The sequence below is a fragment of the Bradyrhizobium sp. B039 genome, from assembly GCF_038965675.1.
Lineage (GTDB): Bacteria > Pseudomonadota > Alphaproteobacteria > Rhizobiales > Xanthobacteraceae > Bradyrhizobium > Bradyrhizobium diazoefficiens.
Window position 1 is genome coordinate 7,095,251 of record NZ_CP152416.1, and the last position, 15,552, is coordinate 7,110,802.

Below are 15,552 nucleotides of genomic sequence, written 5' to 3' on the forward strand. Positions count from 1 at the left end.
GCTGCGACAGACGGGACCGGATCATGATCGTTCGCCAAGCCGCAAACGTCCTGGAGATCATGGAATTCTTCGCCCAGACGAGGAAGCCGGCGACGCTTGCGGAGATCGCCGATCATTTCGGCTGGCCGCGCTCGTCGACCTTCAACCTGCTCGCGACGCTCTCGGAGAAGGGCTATCTGTACGAGCCGCGGCCGCGCGCCGGCTTCTATCCGACACCGCGCTGGCTCGCCATGGCGCGGATGATCTCGGAGGTCGAGCCGCTGCCGCCGTGGACGCATACGCTGGTTGCCGATCTCTCGGCCGAGACCGGCGAGACGGCGTCGATCGTGGCGCCCGCGGGCGTGATGGCGGTGTTCATCGACGTCGTCGAGTCCAAGGCGGCGATCCGCTATTTCGCGACCATCGGCCACCGCGTGCCGATCCACGCGACCGCGAGCGGCCGCGCGCTGCTGCTGCAATATTCGCAGGAGGAGCGCGACTCCGTCTATCGCAAGATCGAGTTCAAGCAGTACGGTCCGTCGACGCCGATCAGCATCGAGGCGGTGGAAGCCGAACTGCGCAACTCGATCGAGCGCGGCTATTGCCAGAGCTTTGGCGATTACAGCCGCGACCTCGCGGGCGCTGCGATTCCACTGCCGATCGGCGACCGCAGGCTCTCCGTCGTCGTCGCGGGGCCGGAGTTCCGGATTGGGCCGAAGGTCGCCGAGGTGGCGGCGCTGATCGCGCGCACGGTCGACCGGCTGCGGCCGAAGACCACCGCGGCCTAAAGCCGAAGCTTCATTCGAATCCCTGAATCGGCGGCGCCGAAGTCTGTACCGGCGCAGCCGGTGCAGCTTCAACAGGCTGCTCCGCAGGCGCGGCTTGGGCCGGCGGATTGCCGGCAGCCCTGATTTGGCCGTTGGCATTCATCGCCTCGCGTGCGCGCGGCGGAGCGACGGTTGCGGCTGCGCGATACGTCTCGCGGCGCGGCGGCTGCCGATGTCTCGCCGAACGTGAATCTCTCGCGCCCCAGGACCGGGCGATTGCAGGTCCGGCGGTATAGCCCACCACCGCGCCCGCGACGGCACCGATCGGCCCCAGCACCACAGCGCCTGATACGGCTCCGATTGCTGCAGCACCGGCGCGCTCTTGCGCGGCGGCGCTTGCAGGCACGCCAGCCAGCAGCACGACGGCAGTGATCAAAGCTTTGTTCATCGGAGCGCCTCCCTCACGGGAGATCACTTCTTACTGAAATATGGCTGCAGAACGTTTGTTCGTTGCCAAACACGGGGCAATCGCCGATGGAACTCCGGCAATTCAGAGGCCTCGCCTTCAAACCGCGATTCCAGCGGAGGTCGCGCGGCGCAACTACTGCGCGACCTTGTCGCTGGTAAACCCGTTAGCGTCGAGCGCGCGACGCGGATTGCATCTGAAGGTGCAATCCGGCCTTCCCCCCGCACGCGGCAGGGCAATCGCATATGATGTGCACGATGCTGAGGCATCGGCACCGGGCTCCCTCTCCCGCTTGCGGGGGAGGGCTGGGGTGGGAATCTCTCCGCGTCGGGATTGTTGAGGGGATTGCGGAGAACGTCCCTGCGTGGCGAGACCCCTCACCCGCCGCAAGCGGAAGAGGCGAAGCAAGCCCGCGGACAGTCCTCGTGAAACCCATATGCGATAGCCCTGCCGCACGCGGGAGAGGCGAAGACAATCAGACGATCTTGATCGACATGTCCGGCAGTCCCTCGAGCTTGCACAGCAGCACGTCGCCCTTCACCACCGGGCCGACATTCTCCGGCGTGCCGGAATAGATGATGTCGCCGGCCTTCAGCTCGAACGCTTCCGAGAGCTTTGCGATCTGCTCGGCGACGCTCCAGATCATCTTGCTGAGATCCGAGCTCTGCTTCACGGTGCCGTTGATTGCGAGCGAGATCGCGCCCTTCTCGAAATGGCCGGTCTTGCTCGCGGGGTGGATCGGACCGAGCACCGCGGCGTGGTCAAAGCTCTTGCCGATTTCCCACGGCTTCTTCTCCGCGGCCATGCCGTTCTGGAGATCGCGCCGGGTCATGTCGAGACCGAGCGCGTAGCCATAGACGTGGTCGAGCGCCTTTTCGGCCGGGATATTGGTGCCGCCGGATTTCAGCGCGGCAACCAGTTCGACCTCGTGATGATAGTTCTTGGTCAGCGACGGATAGGGATGGTCGGCGACCTCGCCGACCGCGACGTTCTGGATCGCGTCCGTCGGCTTCTGGAAGAAGAACGGCGGCTCGCGGTTCGGATCCGAGCCACGCTCGATCGCATGCGCCGCATAGTTGCGCCCGATGCAATAGATGCGGCGGACCTGGAACACCTGGGTCTCGCCGACGATCGGGATCGCGACCATCGGCACCGGGAAGATCGGCTTCGGTCCGGCCTGCGCTGCGGCAGGCGCAACCTCCGCGATGGAAGCTGCGGTGGCTGCGGCGGCTGTTGCGAGCAGATCCCGGCGCGTGGTCTTTTTCATCTTTTGTGCTCCCTTTTTGCTTCGCAGGTCGGCGTTCATGCGCGCCGATCCGTCTGCTTAGACGATATTCAATATGCCAGCAACGCTGGACGGGCGCGACGAGACATCGTCTTATTGATGAGCCAACCTCAACCGCATCCAACCCGTCATGCGGCAGGACGGACATTGTCAGCGCCTGCGTTGACCTCCACTTTTGGGCCATTCCATAAGTAGGCCCTAGTCCGGCAGCGGCCCGGTATGCTTTGATGCGTGGGGGAGGAACCGAGACGCAAGGGTGGCCTGATGTACATACTCATTCGAAAATACACCAAGGTTCGTTCGGTCGCGGATGCTGCCCGCCGCGCCAAAAGCGGCGTCGGTCAGATCCTGAGGGAGTCGCGCGGCTTCAAGTCTTACTATGTGCTGGATGGGGGCGAAGGCGTTGGTGTCGCCTTGATGATATTTGAGGACCGCGAATGCGCCAATGCGGCGAACGATAAGGTGATGGAGTTCGTTCAAGCAAGCATGCATGACCTTGATCTCGGGGATCCCGAAATCATCGCCGGAGAAGTCCTGGTGAATATAGAATCTGCCGCGTAGATGCTCGCATGGCTACTCACGCCTTGACATGCGCCAGGCTCTGCTCGCGCAACGCCAGCTATGGCCAGAACTTTGCCCAGGGCTGCGCCGCTTCGAACGCGGCGGGGCTAATGGTTCGGGCGGCTGCATTTGCTTTTGGCAGCACGCATAAGAAGGCGTCAGGACGTGCATACAAGATGGCGAATGCCACGCGGCGGGCTTCTTGACGCAGCATGGGTGACAGGGCTTGCGCTGCTCGCAGCCGGGACATCGTGCGCCGCGCACGCCGGCGCCGTGGCGATCGCACCTGCGGGGCTGCAAGCGATCGGTACCATCGATCCCCGCTTTCAGTCCTACAACATCGAGATGGTGGAGGTGACCGGCGGACGGTTCTGGAAGCCTTATCCGCAGACGATGCGCGCGTGGGCTGACAAGGATCGCTACAGTTACAGGCCTCCAATCGAGCTCGGCAACACGCGTCTGCGCAAGCTCGCGGCGGCGTTATCGCCGGCTTATCTGCGCGTGAGCGGCACCTGGGCCAATGCGACGTTCTTCGCCGACACCGAGAGTGCGCCAGCCGCGCCGCCACCGGGCTTCAACGCGGTGCTAAGCCGCGCGCAGTGGCGCGGCGTCGTCGACTTTGCGCGCGCGGTCGATGCAGAGATCGTCACCTCCTTTGCCATCAGCCCAGGCAGCCGCGATGCGGACGGCCTTTGGAGGCCGGATCAGGCGCAACGCCTGATCGACTATACGCGCTCGCTGGGCGGCCACATCGCCGCCGCCGAATTCATGAACGAGCCGACGCTCGCGGCGACCAACGGTGCGCCGCCTGGGTACGATGCGAAGGCTTATGTTCGCGATGTCGGGATCTTTCACGAGTGGATGCTGCGCGCCGCGCCGCAGACGCTGATCGTCGGACCAGGCTCGGTCGGCGACTCAGCTTCCACCGGCGCGTCCGGCCTCCGCACGCGCGACCTGCTCGCCGCCTCGGGCGCCGGTGTCGATCGCTTCTCCTATCATCACTACAACACGATCTCGCCGCGCTGCGGCGGCCGCGACGAGCCGGCAGGTGCGCTGTCCGAAGCGTGGCTCGCCCGCACCGATGCCGCGCTATCGACCTACAAATCGCTGCGCGACGAATTGGCGCCGGACAAGCCGATCTGGCTGACGGAAACCGCGGACGCCGCCTGCGGCGGCAACCGCTGGGACAAGACTTTCCTCGATACGTTCCGCTATCTCGACCAGCTCGGACGCCTGGCCAGGGCCGGCGTTCAAGTGGTGATGCACAACACGCTGGCCGCGAGCGACTACGGATTGCTGGACGAGAAGACGTTCCGCCCGCGGCCGAATTATTGGGGCGCGCTGCTCTGGCGTCGGTTGATGGGTACGACGGTGCTCGACGCAGGCGCCGCGTTGGCACCCGGCCTCCATGTCTACGCGCACTGTCATCCGTCGAAGCGCGGCGCCGTGACCATGCTCGCGATCAATATCTCGCGCAGCGCAGCGCGCACGATCATGTTGCCGCTACCCGCCGAGCGCTACACCTTGCGTGCCGCAGGACTGAAGGGCGCAACCGTGCAACTGAACGGCAACACGCTGGCGCTGACCGACGAAGATGGGCTGCCGCACCTCGCCGGGCGCGCGATCGAGGCCGGCGCAGTGCACCTTGCACCCGAGACCATCACCTTCCTCGCCATTCCGGGCGCCGCGAACTCCGCTTGCCGATGACGGCGCTCATTATTTGAGCGCGTCGCGCGCCGTCTCCGGCGCCATCAGCGTAGCGACGATCGTGATGATCGACAGCGCGATGATGTAGACCGACACCGCCCAATAAGAGCCGGCCCACGCCAGCAGCGCGGTTGCGATCAACGGCGAGAAGCCGCCGCTGAGCGCGGCCGCGACGTTGGCACCAAGCGATGCGCCGCTGTAGCGCACCTGGGTGCGGAACAGTTCCGGCATGAACGCGGCCTTCGGCCCGAACAGCAGCGCATGCGTCAGCGTCATCGTGACGACGAGCGCGAGCGTGATCAACGCCGGGTCCCTGGTATCGAGGAACCAGAACAGCGGAAACGCCAGCGCCACCGAGAACACGCCGCCGGCGAGATACAGCGCCTTGCGGCCGAAGATATCGGACAACCAGCCTGCAACCGGCAATGTGGCGAATTCGACGATCGCCGCATAGACCACCGCATCCAGGATCACCTGGCGCGGCAGGCCGAGCTTTGTCGTGGCGTAGACCACGGTGAAGACGGTGAGGAGGTAGGCGAGCCCGACTTCCGAGACCGTGATGCCGATCGCCAGCAGGAAGCTGCGCCAGTCGCGGCGCAGCACTTCCCAGACCGGCTGCGCCAGCACCTCCTTGCGCTCGACCACCTCCTTGAAGTGCGGTGTCTCCGCAAGCTTCAGCCGCACGATGAAGCCGACACCGACGAGCACAATGCTGATCAGGAACGGCACGCGCCAGCCCCAGTTCAGGAAGTCGGCCTCAGGCAGCTTCGTCATCAGGGCGAAGATGCCGGTGGATGCGGCAACGCCGACAGGAAAGCCGATCTGCACCAGGCTGCCGTAGAAGCCGCGGCGATTGCCGGCATGCTCGATCACCATGACGACCGCGCCGCTCCATTCGCCGCCGAGCCCGATGCCCTGGACGAAGCGAAGGATGATGAGCAGGATCGGCGCCCACACGCCGATCTGGCTGTAGGTCGGCAGGCAGCCGATCAGGAAGGTGCCGAGCCCCATCGCGATCATGGTCGCGACCAGCATTGTCTTGCGGCCGAGCCGATCGCCATAATGCCCGATGATCGCGCCGCCGATCGGCCGCGCCACGAAGCCGACCGCATAGGTCGAGAATGCCACCAGCGTGCCGACAAAGGGATCGAAGCTCGGAAAGAACAGCTTGTTCAGCACCAGCGCCGCCGCCGTGCCGTAGATCAGGAAGTCGTACCACTCGATCGCGGTGCCGAGCGCGCTCGCCCACACCACATGCGCCGTCGTCGATCGCTCCGTCGCGCCGGAGACCCCCGTTGCTGCCGTCATTCCATGCCCCAAAGATTCCCGGCGGCATCATGGCCAATCGCGGTGGCGGTTGCAACCTGCGGGGGTGTTGCTGCTGGCGATGACCACAGCGGGAATGGTGGCGCACAACTGCATCAACGCCGTCATTGCGAGGAGCTCGCGACAAAATTGCGTGGCAATTTTGCGCTGATGCGACGAAGCAATCCAGACTGCCTCCACGGAAAGAGTCTGGATTGCTTCGCTGCGCTCGCAATGACGGGTGTTGAAGCAGTTGCGCTTCCCGTCGTCCGCCAGCACGGAGGAACCTTCCGGGCTTTAATTCGCCATTGACAAATTCATTCGCTAATATCTAACTTGTCGCCATGATAATCGGCCGCGCCAAGCGGCCCACAAAAAGAGAGGGAACGACGATGAGAGGGTTTTTGGCCTGCGCCATGTTCGCGGCCATGACTTCGGCTGCCATGACGTCAACCGCGACCGCGCAGGTCTCCGACGACGCCGTGCGGATCGGCGTGCTGACGGACCTGTCAAGCTGGGGCCGCGACAACAGCGGGCCGGGGTCGGTCGAAGCCGCGAAAATGGCGGTCGAGGAATTCGGCCCCACCGTGCTCGGCAAGCCGATCGAGATCATCAGCGCCGACCATCAGATGAAGACCGACGTCGGCGTCCAGATCGTGCGCGGCTGGTTCGACAACGGCAAGGTCGACGCCGTCGTCGACATCCCCAATTCCGGCATCGCGATCGCCGTGCACAACATGGTGCGCGAGCGCAACAAGATCGCCCTGCTCTCCGGCCCCGGCGCGAGCTCGCTGACCGACGAGCTGTGCAGCCCGAACACCGTGCATTTCACCTACGACACCTACGCCCTGTCGAAGGTGACCGCCTCCGCCGTGATCAAGGAGGGCGGAAAATCCTGGTACTTCATCACCGCGGACTATGCCTTCGGCCAGCAGCTCGAGAAGGACGCCACGCGCTTCATCAACGAGATGGGCGGCAAGGTGCTTGGTGGCGTGAAGCACCCGACCAACACCGCGGACTTCTCCTCCTTCGCCCTCCAGGCACAGAGCTCGAAATCCGACGTCGTCGCCTTCGCCAACGCCGGCCAGGACACCGACAACGCCATCAAGCAGTCCGGCGAGTTCGGCCTGGTCCAGGGCGGCCAGAAGCTCGTCGGCCTCTTGATGTTCGACACCGACGTGCATGCGATCGGCCTCAAGGCCGCGCAGGGCACCTACATGACCACGGCCGCGTACTGGAACATGGACGAGGCCACCCGCGCCTGGTCGAAGAAGTTCTACGAGCGCACCAAGGTGATGCCGACCATGATCCACACCGGCGTCTACGGCTCGGTGTTGCATTACCTGAAAGGCATCAAGGCGGCCGGCACCGACGATCCCGCCAAGGTGATGGCCAAGATGCGCGAGCTGCCGATCGAGGATATCTTCGTCCATGGCGGCAAGTTGCGCGAGGACGGCCGCGTCATCCGCGACATGTATCTGGCCAAGGTGAAGTCGCCCGAACAATCTAGGGAACCCTGGGATTACCTGGAGATCATCAAGACGGTGAAGGGCGAGGACGCCTTCCGTCCGGTCTCCGAGTCCAAATGTCCGCTGCTGAAGAAATGAGGCACGCATGACCGGCAACGAGCATAGCGCAACTGAGACTTACGAGTGCGATGTGCTCGTGGCCGGATCGGGCGCCTCCGGCATGTCGGCCGCGATCACCGCGCGCTATCGCGGCCTCGACGTGCTGATCGTCGAGAAGGAGCCGCGTTTCGGTGGCACCACTGCCCGCTCCGGAGGCTGGCTCTGGATCCCCGGCACCTCGCTGGCGAAGGCCTATGGCATCGAGGAGACGCCGGAGCAGGCCCGCACATACCTGCGGCACGAGGCCGGCAACAATTTCGATGGCGCGCGCATCGATGCGTTCCTGAGCGCCGGTCCCGAGGCGGTGGATTTCTTCACCACCAGGACAGCCCTGCGCTTCGACATGCCGCTGGTGTTCCCGGACTATCACGCCGAAGCACCGGGCGGCGCGCAAGGCGGCCGCTCCATGGTGACGCGCCCATTCGACGGCCGCGAGCTCGGCGAGCAGATCAGGACGCTCGGCATGCCGCTGCCGGAGCTGACCGTATTCGGCATGATGCTGGGCTCCGGCAAGGAGATCATCCATTTCATGCGGGTGACGAAATCGCTGACCTCGGCGGTGTATGTCGCAAAGCGACTGTCGCGGCATCTGATGGACGTGCTGCGCTACGGCCGCGGCATGACGCTGACCAACGGCAATGCGCTGGCGGGACGGCTGGCGAAATCCGCGCTCGATCTCAAGATTCCGATGTGGCTGTCTTCTCCGGTGCGCGAGCTGACGGTCGAGAACGGAGCTGTCACCGGCGCGATCGTGTCGCGCGAGGGACGCGAGGTGCGTGTTCGCGCAAGGCAGGGCGTCGTGCTCGCCTGCGGCGGCTTCCCGCACGATGTCGAACGCCGCAAGAAGATGTTTCCGCATGCGCCGACCGGCAACGAGCATTTTTCGCCGGGTCCCACCGGCAACACCGGCGACGGCTTGCGCCTTGCGGAAAGCGCCGGCGGACATGTCGAGGACCGTCTGCCGAATGCCGCGGCCTGGGTGCCGGTGTCGCTCACCACGCGCAAGGACGGCTCAAAGGGCGTGATGCCGCATTTCATCGACCGCGCCAAGCCCGGCGTGATCGCGGTGATGCGCGACGGCAGGCGGTTTGCCAATGAAGGCAATTCCTACCACGACTTCGTCCAAGCCATGGTCAAGGCGGCCAAGCCCGGCGAGGAGATCGCGGCGTACCTCGTCTGCGATCACAAGACGCTGCGGAAGTACGGACTCGGCTGCGTGCCGCCCTTCCCGATGCCGTTGGGTCATCACCTCAGTACCGGCTATCTCATGCGCGGCGACACGCTCGAGGCGCTTGCGGCGAAAGCCGGCATCGACGCCACGGCCTTCGCCGAGACAATCAAGCAGTTCAATGCGACCGCGCCGCTGGGACACGATGCCGCCTTCGGCAAGGGCTCGAAGGCCTATAACCGCTACCAGGGCGATGCGCTGCACGGCCCGAACCCCTGCGTCGCGCCGATCGAGAACGGCCCGTTTTACGCCATCAAGATGGTGATCGGCGACCTCGGCACCTATGCCGGCATCGTCACCGATGAGAACGCGCGGGCGCTGGACGCCGAAGGCCGGGTCATCCCCGGCCTCTATGCCGCCGGCAACGACATGGCGAGCATCATGGGGGGCAATTATCCCGGCGCCGGCATCACGCTTGGGCCGGCGCTGACCTTCGGCTACATTGCCGGCCGTCATCTCGCCGACAGCGCCGCCAAGCGCAACGCGGCGTAAGCGGAACGCCAGGAGGCGCATGAAGAGAGAAAGCCGCGGCATCCAGTCGATCGAGGTCGGCGGAGAACTGCTCCGCGCCCTCGCCCGCAGCGGCGAGCCGATGATGCTGCGCGATCTCGCACGCGAGGCCGGCATGACGCCGGCCAAGGCGCATCCCTATCTCGCCAGTTTCTCGCGCATCGGGCTGATCGAGCAGGACGAGACCACCGGCCGCTACGAGATCGGCGCGCTGGCGCTGGAGCTCGGCCTCATCAGCCTGCGCCGCCTCTCCGGCGTGCGGATCGCCGGACCAAAGATCGCGGCGCTTGCGAGCCAGATCGGCCATGCGGTCTCGCTGGCCGTCTGGGGCACGCATGGTCCGACCGTGGTGCAGCTCGAAGAGCCGGGTCAGCCCGTGCACATCGTGATGCGGGCCGGCTCGGTGATGGCGCTGCTGGAGACCGCAACCGGCCGCGCCTTTGCGGCCTTCCTGCCGGAGAAGACCGTCAATGCCGCGCTCGAAAGCGGCCTCGACCGTCACGGCGTCGGTTACAATCCGAAGCGGGCGGTGAAAGGCGCGAAGGTCGCCGACATGCTCACCGAGGTCCGCAAGCACGGCCTCGCCCGCGCGCTGGGCGATCCCCTGCCCGGCGTCAATGCGTTCTCGGCACCAGTGTTCGATCACGCCGGCCATGTCGCGCTGGTCATCACCGCGATGGGGCCGGAAGGCACGTTCGATGCCCGCTGGGACAGCCCGATCGCGCATGCCTTGCGCGACTGCGCCGGCGGGATTTCGAAGCGGCTTGGCTACGGGATGACGATCGCGGCGGAGTGAGCGATAGTTCTCCGAGTCGTCCTGGCGAAAGCCAGGACCCATACCGCGTGATCTATCGAGCGCGGTTGGTCGTCGTACCGAACGTCGAGTTTTCGCCAAATATCTTTCTGGGGTAATGGGTCCTGGCTTTCGCCAGGACGACATCGAAGACATCGCCGACTGCTTCGTCCTCCGCTCGCGATGCCGCCCGCCCCCTACTTCTCCTTCACCGGCACCGTGTAGTTCAGAATCAACCGGCCGCCATCGGGATAGATCGTCTGCCCCGTGATGTAGGACGCATCGTCGCTCGCCAGGAACGCAACAACAGAGGCCACTTCGCTCGGCTCGCCGCCGCGGCCGATCGGTGTACGCGACAGCACGGTCTTGCGCGCATCCTCGGACGTGTAGATCGCGGAGGCCACCATGTCGGTCAGGATCGTGCCCGGCCCGACCGCGACGACACGAATGTTGTGCGGGGCCAGCGCGACCGCGGCGACCGAGGTCAGCTGCTTCATGCCGCCCTTCGACATCGCGTAGGTCGCAAGCGCAGGGATCGCCAGCAGCGCGTTCACCGAGGACATGTTGATGATGACCCCGCCGCCGCCCTGCGCGATCATCTGCCTGGCAGCCGCCTGCACGCCGAAGAAGGCGCCTTTCAGATTGATGCCGATGATTTCGTCGAATTCCTCTTCGGAGATCTCGAGGATGTCCCGGTTGCGGGCGACGCCGGCATTGTTGACCATGATGTCGAGCCGGCCGAACTCCTTCACGGCGGTCGCAACGAGCTGGTCGACGTCGGCGCGCTTGGCGACGTTGCCGACGACGGCGCGCAAGGCATCCGGCCGCCCAAGCTCGGCGGCCGTCGCGGCGAGGCCCTCGGCATCAACGTCCGAGATCACGACCTTGACGCCGTCGTCCAGGAATCTCTTCGCGCAGGCCTTGCCGATGCCGCGTGCCGCGCCGGTGATGGCGGCGACCTTGCCGGATAGTTTCATGGTCTCACTCCAGAGTAGCTGCTTGGACAGCAGGCTATCGCCGGGTCAGGTACCCGGCTCGGGCCGCCGCAAATCCGAGATGAGCACGGAACCGGTTCTTGATAAAGACGGCATCGCGCGAGGGCAGCGAGCGCGGCGGATTTTCCGCCAGCACTTTGATGACGAAGAGTCGCGGCCCCTCGCCCGGGGAGGCGATCTGCGCGGCGAGACGTTCCACCTCGGCGATTGTCCGCGCGGTTCCGGTCGCGGCAAAGCCGCAGGCCATGGCGATGGACGTGAGATCGACGCCGCGCCCGGTGTGGCTCGCCTGCATCCCGGTCTCGCCGAAATGCTGGTTGTCGATCACGACGATGTCGAGATTGCGCGGGCGCGCGACGCCAATGGTGGCGAGACCCCCGAGGCCCATCAATTGCTCGCCGTCGCCGGTCAAAGCGAGAACGCGCTTTCCGGGCTGCGCCTGCGCCAGTCCAAGCCCGATCAGCGCGGCGCCGCCCATCGCGCCCCAGAGATAAAAATTGCCATCGTGGTCGCCGACGGAATGAAGATCATAGGTCGGGGAGCCGAGACCGGCGACGACCAGCGAGTCCTTGCGGTTCCTGAGAAGCGCAGCGACAGCGGCACGGCGATCGAGTTGAGCTTGCATTGACATCACCACTTCTTCTTGCCGATCAGGCGCTGCCCGATCAGCACTGCGATTTGCTGATCGCAATCGTAGGCAAGCGATGCCGCCGATTCGACCGTCTCGACCAGATCCTCCGGCGTCTCCGCGCGCATCACCTTCAGCCCGATCGCCTCCAGCGAGGGCTGCGTGGCCCGGCTCATCGGCACCTGCCAGGGATTGAACTCGGCCCATTCGCCGCGCATCGTCACCAGCATCAGCAGCGGAAAGCGGCCGATCGCCGAGAGCGAGAGCATGTTGATGCAATTGCCGACCCCGCTCGACTGCATCAGCAGCACGCTGCGCTGGCCGCCGAGCCAGGCGCCCGCGGCAATCGCGACGCCCTCCTCTTCCGTCGTCAGCACGTTGGTGGTGACATCGCGGTCGGCCGAGAACATGCGGATGAGCTGGCTGTGGCCGGCATCCGGGACGTATGACATCTGCCTGACGTCGACGGCCTTCAGGACGCGATAGAGCTCGGACGGCCAATCGTCACTGGTCCGCGTTTCGAGATGAGGTTGAGGGCTGTGCACCGCTTGTCTCCGTGAAATTCGAGCGGCAAACTAGCGACGTTCGCGCGCGAAAGCTCTGACCGTCTGGCACGATCTGGTATCGACGGATTGTATAGCTGACGCTCTTTCGGATGAATCTAATACGAGCGCGATGCGCATTGCTGCGCCCTCTCCCCCTGTGGGAGAGGGCATCACCGCAGGTTGACGCGAGCTCACTTGGGTGAGGGGTTTGTCTCCGCGCACTCATGCGCGTTTGTAATTCCCGGAGAGATACCCCTCATCCGGCGCTTCGCGCCACCTTCTCCCACAAGGGGAGAAGGGAGGGCACCATCATCGAGGCTTGCTGCTCAATTCGCCGCCGACCTCGCGGCCGGCATGTAAATTTGCGCGTAGCCTTCCTTGATCGCAGACGTGATGCGGTCGAGGCGGCGGTCGATGTGCTTCTCCAGCACGGAGACGCAGGCCTCCTCATTGCGCGCCTTCAACCCTTCGACGACGGCGCGGTGCTCGGCTTGCGTGTTGGAGCGGTTGACGCGGTCCATGTCGATCCAGCGCACGAAGCGGATGCGGGCGTTGACGTTGCGCAGCACGCGCAGCATCTCGGCGTTGTTCGACATCGCCATCAGCCGTTCGTGAAAGGTCTCATCCAGCTCGACCAGCTCCACGGAGGAGCGCTCTCCGGGATCGGGACCGGTTGCCTCGAGAAATTTCAGGAGCGCGTCGATATCCTCGTCCTTGGCGCGCTTGATGGCGAGACGCACCGAAGCGACCTCGATCGACTTGCGCAGCTCGTAGAGATCGAAGATCTCGTGTGCGTCGAGCTCGCGGCAGAAGAAGCCCTTGCCCGGCGTGAAGCGCAGGAAACCTTCGGTGTTGAGACGGTTGAGCGCCTCGCGCAGCGGCGTGCGGCTGACGCCGAGGCGTTTTGCCAGCTCGCCTTCGTTGAGCCGTTCGCCCGGCTTGAACTCGTAGCTCACGGCCATCGCCTTGAGCTGCTCATAGACGCGATCGACGATGCTATCGGAAGCCAGTTCCACGTTGCTTTTCATAAGCTGCATTCATGCCCGAACACAGCCCAATATACCGGGGCTGTGAAGACGATTGCAATGCAAAGGACAGCTTAGCAGCGTTTGTTCAGAGCTTTACGACACCCGGAATCAGGCGAAGACGCGCGGGCGCAGTCCAGCATGAAACCAGGTGATCATGGAATAGATATCATAGACCGGCAGCCCGACCTCGGCCTGCAACGCCGCCGCATAAGGCGGCATGTTGGTGCATTCGAGCACGATGGCGCCGACGTCGGGGTTCTTTGCGACCAGCAGCTTGCCCGCCTCGACCACGTCGCGCTCGGCCAAGCCGACGTCCATGTCGTCCTTCTCGGCCTTGATCAGGACGCGGAAAAATTCCTTGCCGTTCTCGGTGCCGACCAGCGGCGTGTCGAGCGGCACGCCGGCACCTTCGAGATGCGCCGACGTCAACGTCGAGCCCGACACCGTGACGAGGCCGACGCGCTTGCCGGGCGGCAAGGTCGCCTGCACCCACGGCACCTGCATCAGCGACGAGGTCGCAACCGGCACGCCGACGGCCGCCGCGATCTCCTTCTGGAACAGCGAGAGGAAACCGCAATTGGTGGTGATGGCCTCCGCACCAAGCCGCACCAGGTCCTTGGCCGCGTCGATGAAATCAGGCAGCAGGCCGGCCGCACCCTTCAGCACTACTTTCTCCGGCGAGGCGCCGTTCACCACGCGATAGAGCACGGGGAACGGCCAGGTCGTGCCGTTGCCCATGTCGCCGGGAATGCGCGGAAAGCGCGCTTCCAGCATCAGGATACCGAGCGGCGCGCCATAGATGGCCTTGCCGCCACGGGCGATGCGGGAGGATGAGCTGGCAGGAGTGGTCATGGTGCGACCTCAGAGGAAGCGAGTGGGCGAAAACGGCGCGAGCGGAATCTCGGGCTGCTTGCCGCTCAGAAGCTGGGCGACGAGACGCCCGGTGCGGGCCGAGCCGACCAGGCCGACATGGCCATGGCCGAAGGCATAGACGATGTCGCGCGAGGCGCGCGCGTGGCCGATGCAGGGCAGTCCGTCCGGCATGCTGGGACGATGACCGAACCAAGTCTTGATGCGCGAGGCCGGAATGTCCCTCGGAAGTTTCGGGAACATGCTGAAGAGATGGTCGCGCAAGATCTCGGCGCGCTTCCAGTTCGGCGCGGCCTCGAGGCCGGCGATCTCGACGGTGCCCGCGGCGCGCAGGCCTTTGTTGGTCCAGTTCACGACCATTTTCGCGTCGGACGCCATCATCGAGCTGCGCGGACCGGACTCGGGATTTTCGATCATGACGTGATAGCCGCGCTCGGTCTCGAGCGGCAGTGAATCGCCGACGGACGCGGTGAGCTGCTTCGATCTGGCGCCGGCGGCGACCACCGCAGCATCGCAAGCAATCTCGCCGGTCTCGGTGACGACAGCAATAAGCTTGTCGCCGGACAGCTTCAGCCCCGTCGCCTTGGCGCGCACGAGCTTCGCGCCGCTGGCCAACGCGTGATTGGCCAATGCTGCAACGTAAGCGCCGGGATCGCGGCAGCGGCCGGCTTCTTCCACCACCACGCCAAAGCTGTAGCGCGGATGCAGGTCCGGCTCGCGCTGACGCATCTCGTCGGCATTGAGCTCCAGCCACTCGACCCCGACACGCTTGCGCAGGCGCCAGCCGAGATCGTGGTCAAAGTTGCCGCGCGACGGGAAGACATGCATCACGCCGTTGCGCTCGACCAATTCGGGGACACCGGCTTCTTCCGCGAGCTTACGGTGCAGCAGCGGCGCGTCCTTCAGGAGATCGCGGAGCTCGAAGGCGGTCTTTTCCACGCGCGCCTCGGTCCAGCCCGAGAGCAGGTACTTGATCAGCCAGGGCAGCGCCTTCGGCAAATACGACCAGCGGATCGCGAGCGGGCCGAGCGGGTCCATCAGATAGAACGGCACCTTCTTCCAGATGCCAGGTTCGGCCGGCGGAATCACCGAATGCGAGGAGAGCCAGCCGGCGTTGCCGTAGCTCGCCGCCTGTTCGCCACCGGGCTCGCCGGGATCGATCAGCGTGACGCGATGGCCCTCGCGCAGCGCCTCGATGGCGCTGATCACACCGACCGCGCCGGCTCCGATGATGGCGACGTGGCGGCCTTCGGACAT

Annotated in this window: 16 protein-coding genes; 6 read left to right on the top strand and 10 right to left on the bottom strand. The window is 65.1% G+C overall.

The features are described 5' to 3' along the window. Positions 1 to 23: 23 nt before the first annotated feature. Positions 24 to 767, top strand: a complete 744-nt coding sequence (locus tag AAFG50_RS33660; RefSeq protein ID WP_028174518.1) for an IclR family transcriptional regulator — start codon at positions 24 to 26, stop codon at positions 765 to 767. A gap of 10 nt (positions 768 to 777) precedes the next feature. Here the strand turns inward: AAFG50_RS33660 and AAFG50_RS33665 are convergent, their stop codons facing one another. Beyond that, positions 778 to 1,194: a hypothetical protein gene (locus AAFG50_RS33665; protein ID WP_039185865.1), complete on the bottom strand. Its 417-nt coding sequence runs from the start codon at positions 1,192 to 1,194 to the stop codon at positions 778 to 780. 493 nt (positions 1,195 to 1,687) lie between these two features. After that, on the bottom strand, positions 1,688 to 2,479 hold the full coding sequence (locus tag AAFG50_RS33670) for a fumarylacetoacetate hydrolase family protein (protein WP_028174516.1): 792 nt from the start codon (positions 2,477 to 2,479) through the stop codon (positions 1,688 to 1,690). A 282-nt stretch (positions 2,480 to 2,761) separates the two neighbouring features. Here AAFG50_RS33670 and AAFG50_RS33675 point away from each other — a divergent pair, with 282 nt between their 5' ends. Continuing rightward, entirely contained in the window at positions 2,762 to 3,058 is a 297-nt protein-coding gene (locus tag AAFG50_RS33675) for a hypothetical protein (RefSeq protein ID WP_028174515.1), read from the top strand. A gap of 216 nt (positions 3,059 to 3,274) precedes the next feature. Next, positions 3,275 to 4,765, top strand: coding sequence for a hypothetical protein (locus tag AAFG50_RS33680; RefSeq protein ID WP_231166567.1), 1,491 nt, complete (start codon positions 3,275 to 3,277; stop codon positions 4,763 to 4,765). 9 nt (positions 4,766 to 4,774) lie between these two features. Here the strand turns inward: AAFG50_RS33680 and AAFG50_RS33685 are convergent, their stop codons facing one another. Continuing rightward, positions 4,775 to 6,073: an MFS transporter gene (locus AAFG50_RS33685; RefSeq protein WP_028174513.1), complete on the bottom strand. Its 1,299-nt coding sequence runs from the start codon at positions 6,071 to 6,073 to the stop codon at positions 4,775 to 4,777. 27 nt (positions 6,074 to 6,100) lie between these two features. After that, positions 6,101 to 6,349, bottom strand: coding sequence for a hypothetical protein (locus AAFG50_RS33690; RefSeq protein WP_039185869.1), 249 nt, complete (start codon positions 6,347 to 6,349; stop codon positions 6,101 to 6,103). Positions 6,350 to 6,462: 113 nt separating this feature from the next. Here AAFG50_RS33690 and AAFG50_RS33695 point away from each other — a divergent pair, with 113 nt between their 5' ends. The 3 genes from AAFG50_RS33695 to AAFG50_RS33705 are packed head-to-tail and all read left to right on the top strand — an operon-like array spanning position 6,463 to position 10,232. Continuing rightward, positions 6,463 to 7,677, top strand: a complete 1,215-nt coding sequence (locus AAFG50_RS33695; RefSeq protein ID WP_028174512.1) for an ABC transporter substrate-binding protein — start codon at positions 6,463 to 6,465, stop codon at positions 7,675 to 7,677. 7 nt (positions 7,678 to 7,684) lie between these two features. Then, positions 7,685 to 9,418 (top strand): FAD-dependent oxidoreductase, encoded by a 1,734-nt coding sequence (locus AAFG50_RS33700; protein ID WP_028174511.1) that lies wholly within the window; start codon positions 7,685 to 7,687, stop codon positions 9,416 to 9,418. 19 nt (positions 9,419 to 9,437) lie between these two features. After that, positions 9,438 to 10,232, top strand: a complete 795-nt coding sequence (locus AAFG50_RS33705; RefSeq protein WP_028174510.1) for an IclR family transcriptional regulator — start codon at positions 9,438 to 9,440, stop codon at positions 10,230 to 10,232. Positions 10,233 to 10,426: 194 nt separating this feature from the next. Here AAFG50_RS33705 and AAFG50_RS33710 read toward each other — a convergent pair whose 3' ends face one another. The 6 genes from AAFG50_RS33710 to AAFG50_RS33735 all read right to left on the bottom strand — a co-directional run bounded on the left by AAFG50_RS33710 (position 10,427) and on the right by AAFG50_RS33735 (position 15,552). Beyond that, entirely contained in the window at positions 10,427 to 11,206 is a 780-nt protein-coding gene (locus AAFG50_RS33710; protein WP_028174509.1) for an SDR family oxidoreductase, read from the bottom strand. A gap of 34 nt (positions 11,207 to 11,240) precedes the next feature. Beyond that, a complete protein-coding gene (locus AAFG50_RS33715) occupies positions 11,241 to 11,855 on the bottom strand; it encodes a thiamine pyrophosphate-dependent enzyme (RefSeq protein ID WP_028174508.1) in 615 nt (204 codons plus the stop codon). Then, positions 11,855 to 12,397: a thiamine pyrophosphate-binding protein gene (locus tag AAFG50_RS33720; RefSeq protein WP_028174507.1), complete on the bottom strand. Its 543-nt coding sequence runs from the start codon at positions 12,395 to 12,397 to the stop codon at positions 11,855 to 11,857. Before AAFG50_RS33720 ends, AAFG50_RS33715 begins: the two co-directional genes overlap by 1 nt. A 326-nt stretch (positions 12,398 to 12,723) precedes the next feature. Then, a complete protein-coding gene (locus tag AAFG50_RS33725; RefSeq protein ID WP_231166568.1) occupies positions 12,724 to 13,413 on the bottom strand; it encodes a GntR family transcriptional regulator in 690 nt (229 codons plus the stop codon). A 120-nt stretch (positions 13,414 to 13,533) separates the two neighbouring features. Continuing rightward, on the bottom strand, positions 13,534 to 14,277 hold the full coding sequence (locus tag AAFG50_RS33730) for an aspartate/glutamate racemase family protein (protein WP_028174506.1): 744 nt from the start codon (positions 14,275 to 14,277) through the stop codon (positions 13,534 to 13,536). Between the two features lie 9 nt (positions 14,278 to 14,286). Further along, complete coding sequence (locus tag AAFG50_RS33735; RefSeq protein ID WP_028174505.1) at positions 14,287 to 15,552, bottom strand: FAD-binding oxidoreductase; 1,266 nt, start codon at positions 15,550 to 15,552, stop codon at positions 14,287 to 14,289.

Excerpts from the sequence above, each read along its gene's own strand:
- AAFG50_RS33705 (WP_028174510.1), top strand. The coding sequence starts at position 9,438 with ATGAAGAGAGAAAGCCGCGGCATCCAGTCGATCGAGGTCGGCGGAGAA.
- AAFG50_RS33700 (WP_028174511.1), top strand. The coding sequence starts at position 7,685 with ATGACCGGCAACGAGCATAGCGCAACTGAGACTTACGAGTGCGATGTG.
- AAFG50_RS33695 (WP_028174512.1), top strand. The coding sequence starts at position 6,463 with ATGAGAGGGTTTTTGGCCTGCGCCATGTTCGCGGCCATGACTTCGGCT.
- AAFG50_RS33735 (WP_028174505.1), bottom strand. The coding sequence starts at position 15,552 with ATGTCCGAAGGCCGCCACGTCGCCATCATCGGAGCCGGCGCGGTCGGT.
- AAFG50_RS33730 (WP_028174506.1), bottom strand. The coding sequence starts at position 14,277 with ATGACCACTCCTGCCAGCTCATCCTCCCGCATCGCCCGTGGCGGCAAG.
- AAFG50_RS33660 (WP_028174518.1), top strand. The coding sequence starts at position 24 with ATGATCGTTCGCCAAGCCGCAAACGTCCTGGAGATCATGGAATTCTTC.
- AAFG50_RS33665 (WP_039185865.1), bottom strand. The coding sequence starts at position 1,194 with ATGAACAAAGCTTTGATCACTGCCGTCGTGCTGCTGGCTGGCGTGCCT.
- AAFG50_RS33715 (WP_028174508.1), bottom strand. The coding sequence starts at position 11,855 with ATGTCAATGCAAGCTCAACTCGATCGCCGTGCCGCTGTCGCTGCGCTT.
- AAFG50_RS33710 (WP_028174509.1), bottom strand. The coding sequence starts at position 11,206 with ATGAAACTATCCGGCAAGGTCGCCGCCATCACCGGCGCGGCACGCGGC.
- AAFG50_RS33685 (WP_028174513.1), bottom strand. The coding sequence starts at position 6,073 with ATGACGGCAGCAACGGGGGTCTCCGGCGCGACGGAGCGATCGACGACG.
- AAFG50_RS33675 (WP_028174515.1), top strand. The coding sequence starts at position 2,762 with ATGTACATACTCATTCGAAAATACACCAAGGTTCGTTCGGTCGCGGAT.
- AAFG50_RS33670 (WP_028174516.1), bottom strand. The coding sequence starts at position 2,479 with ATGAAAAAGACCACGCGCCGGGATCTGCTCGCAACAGCCGCCGCAGCC.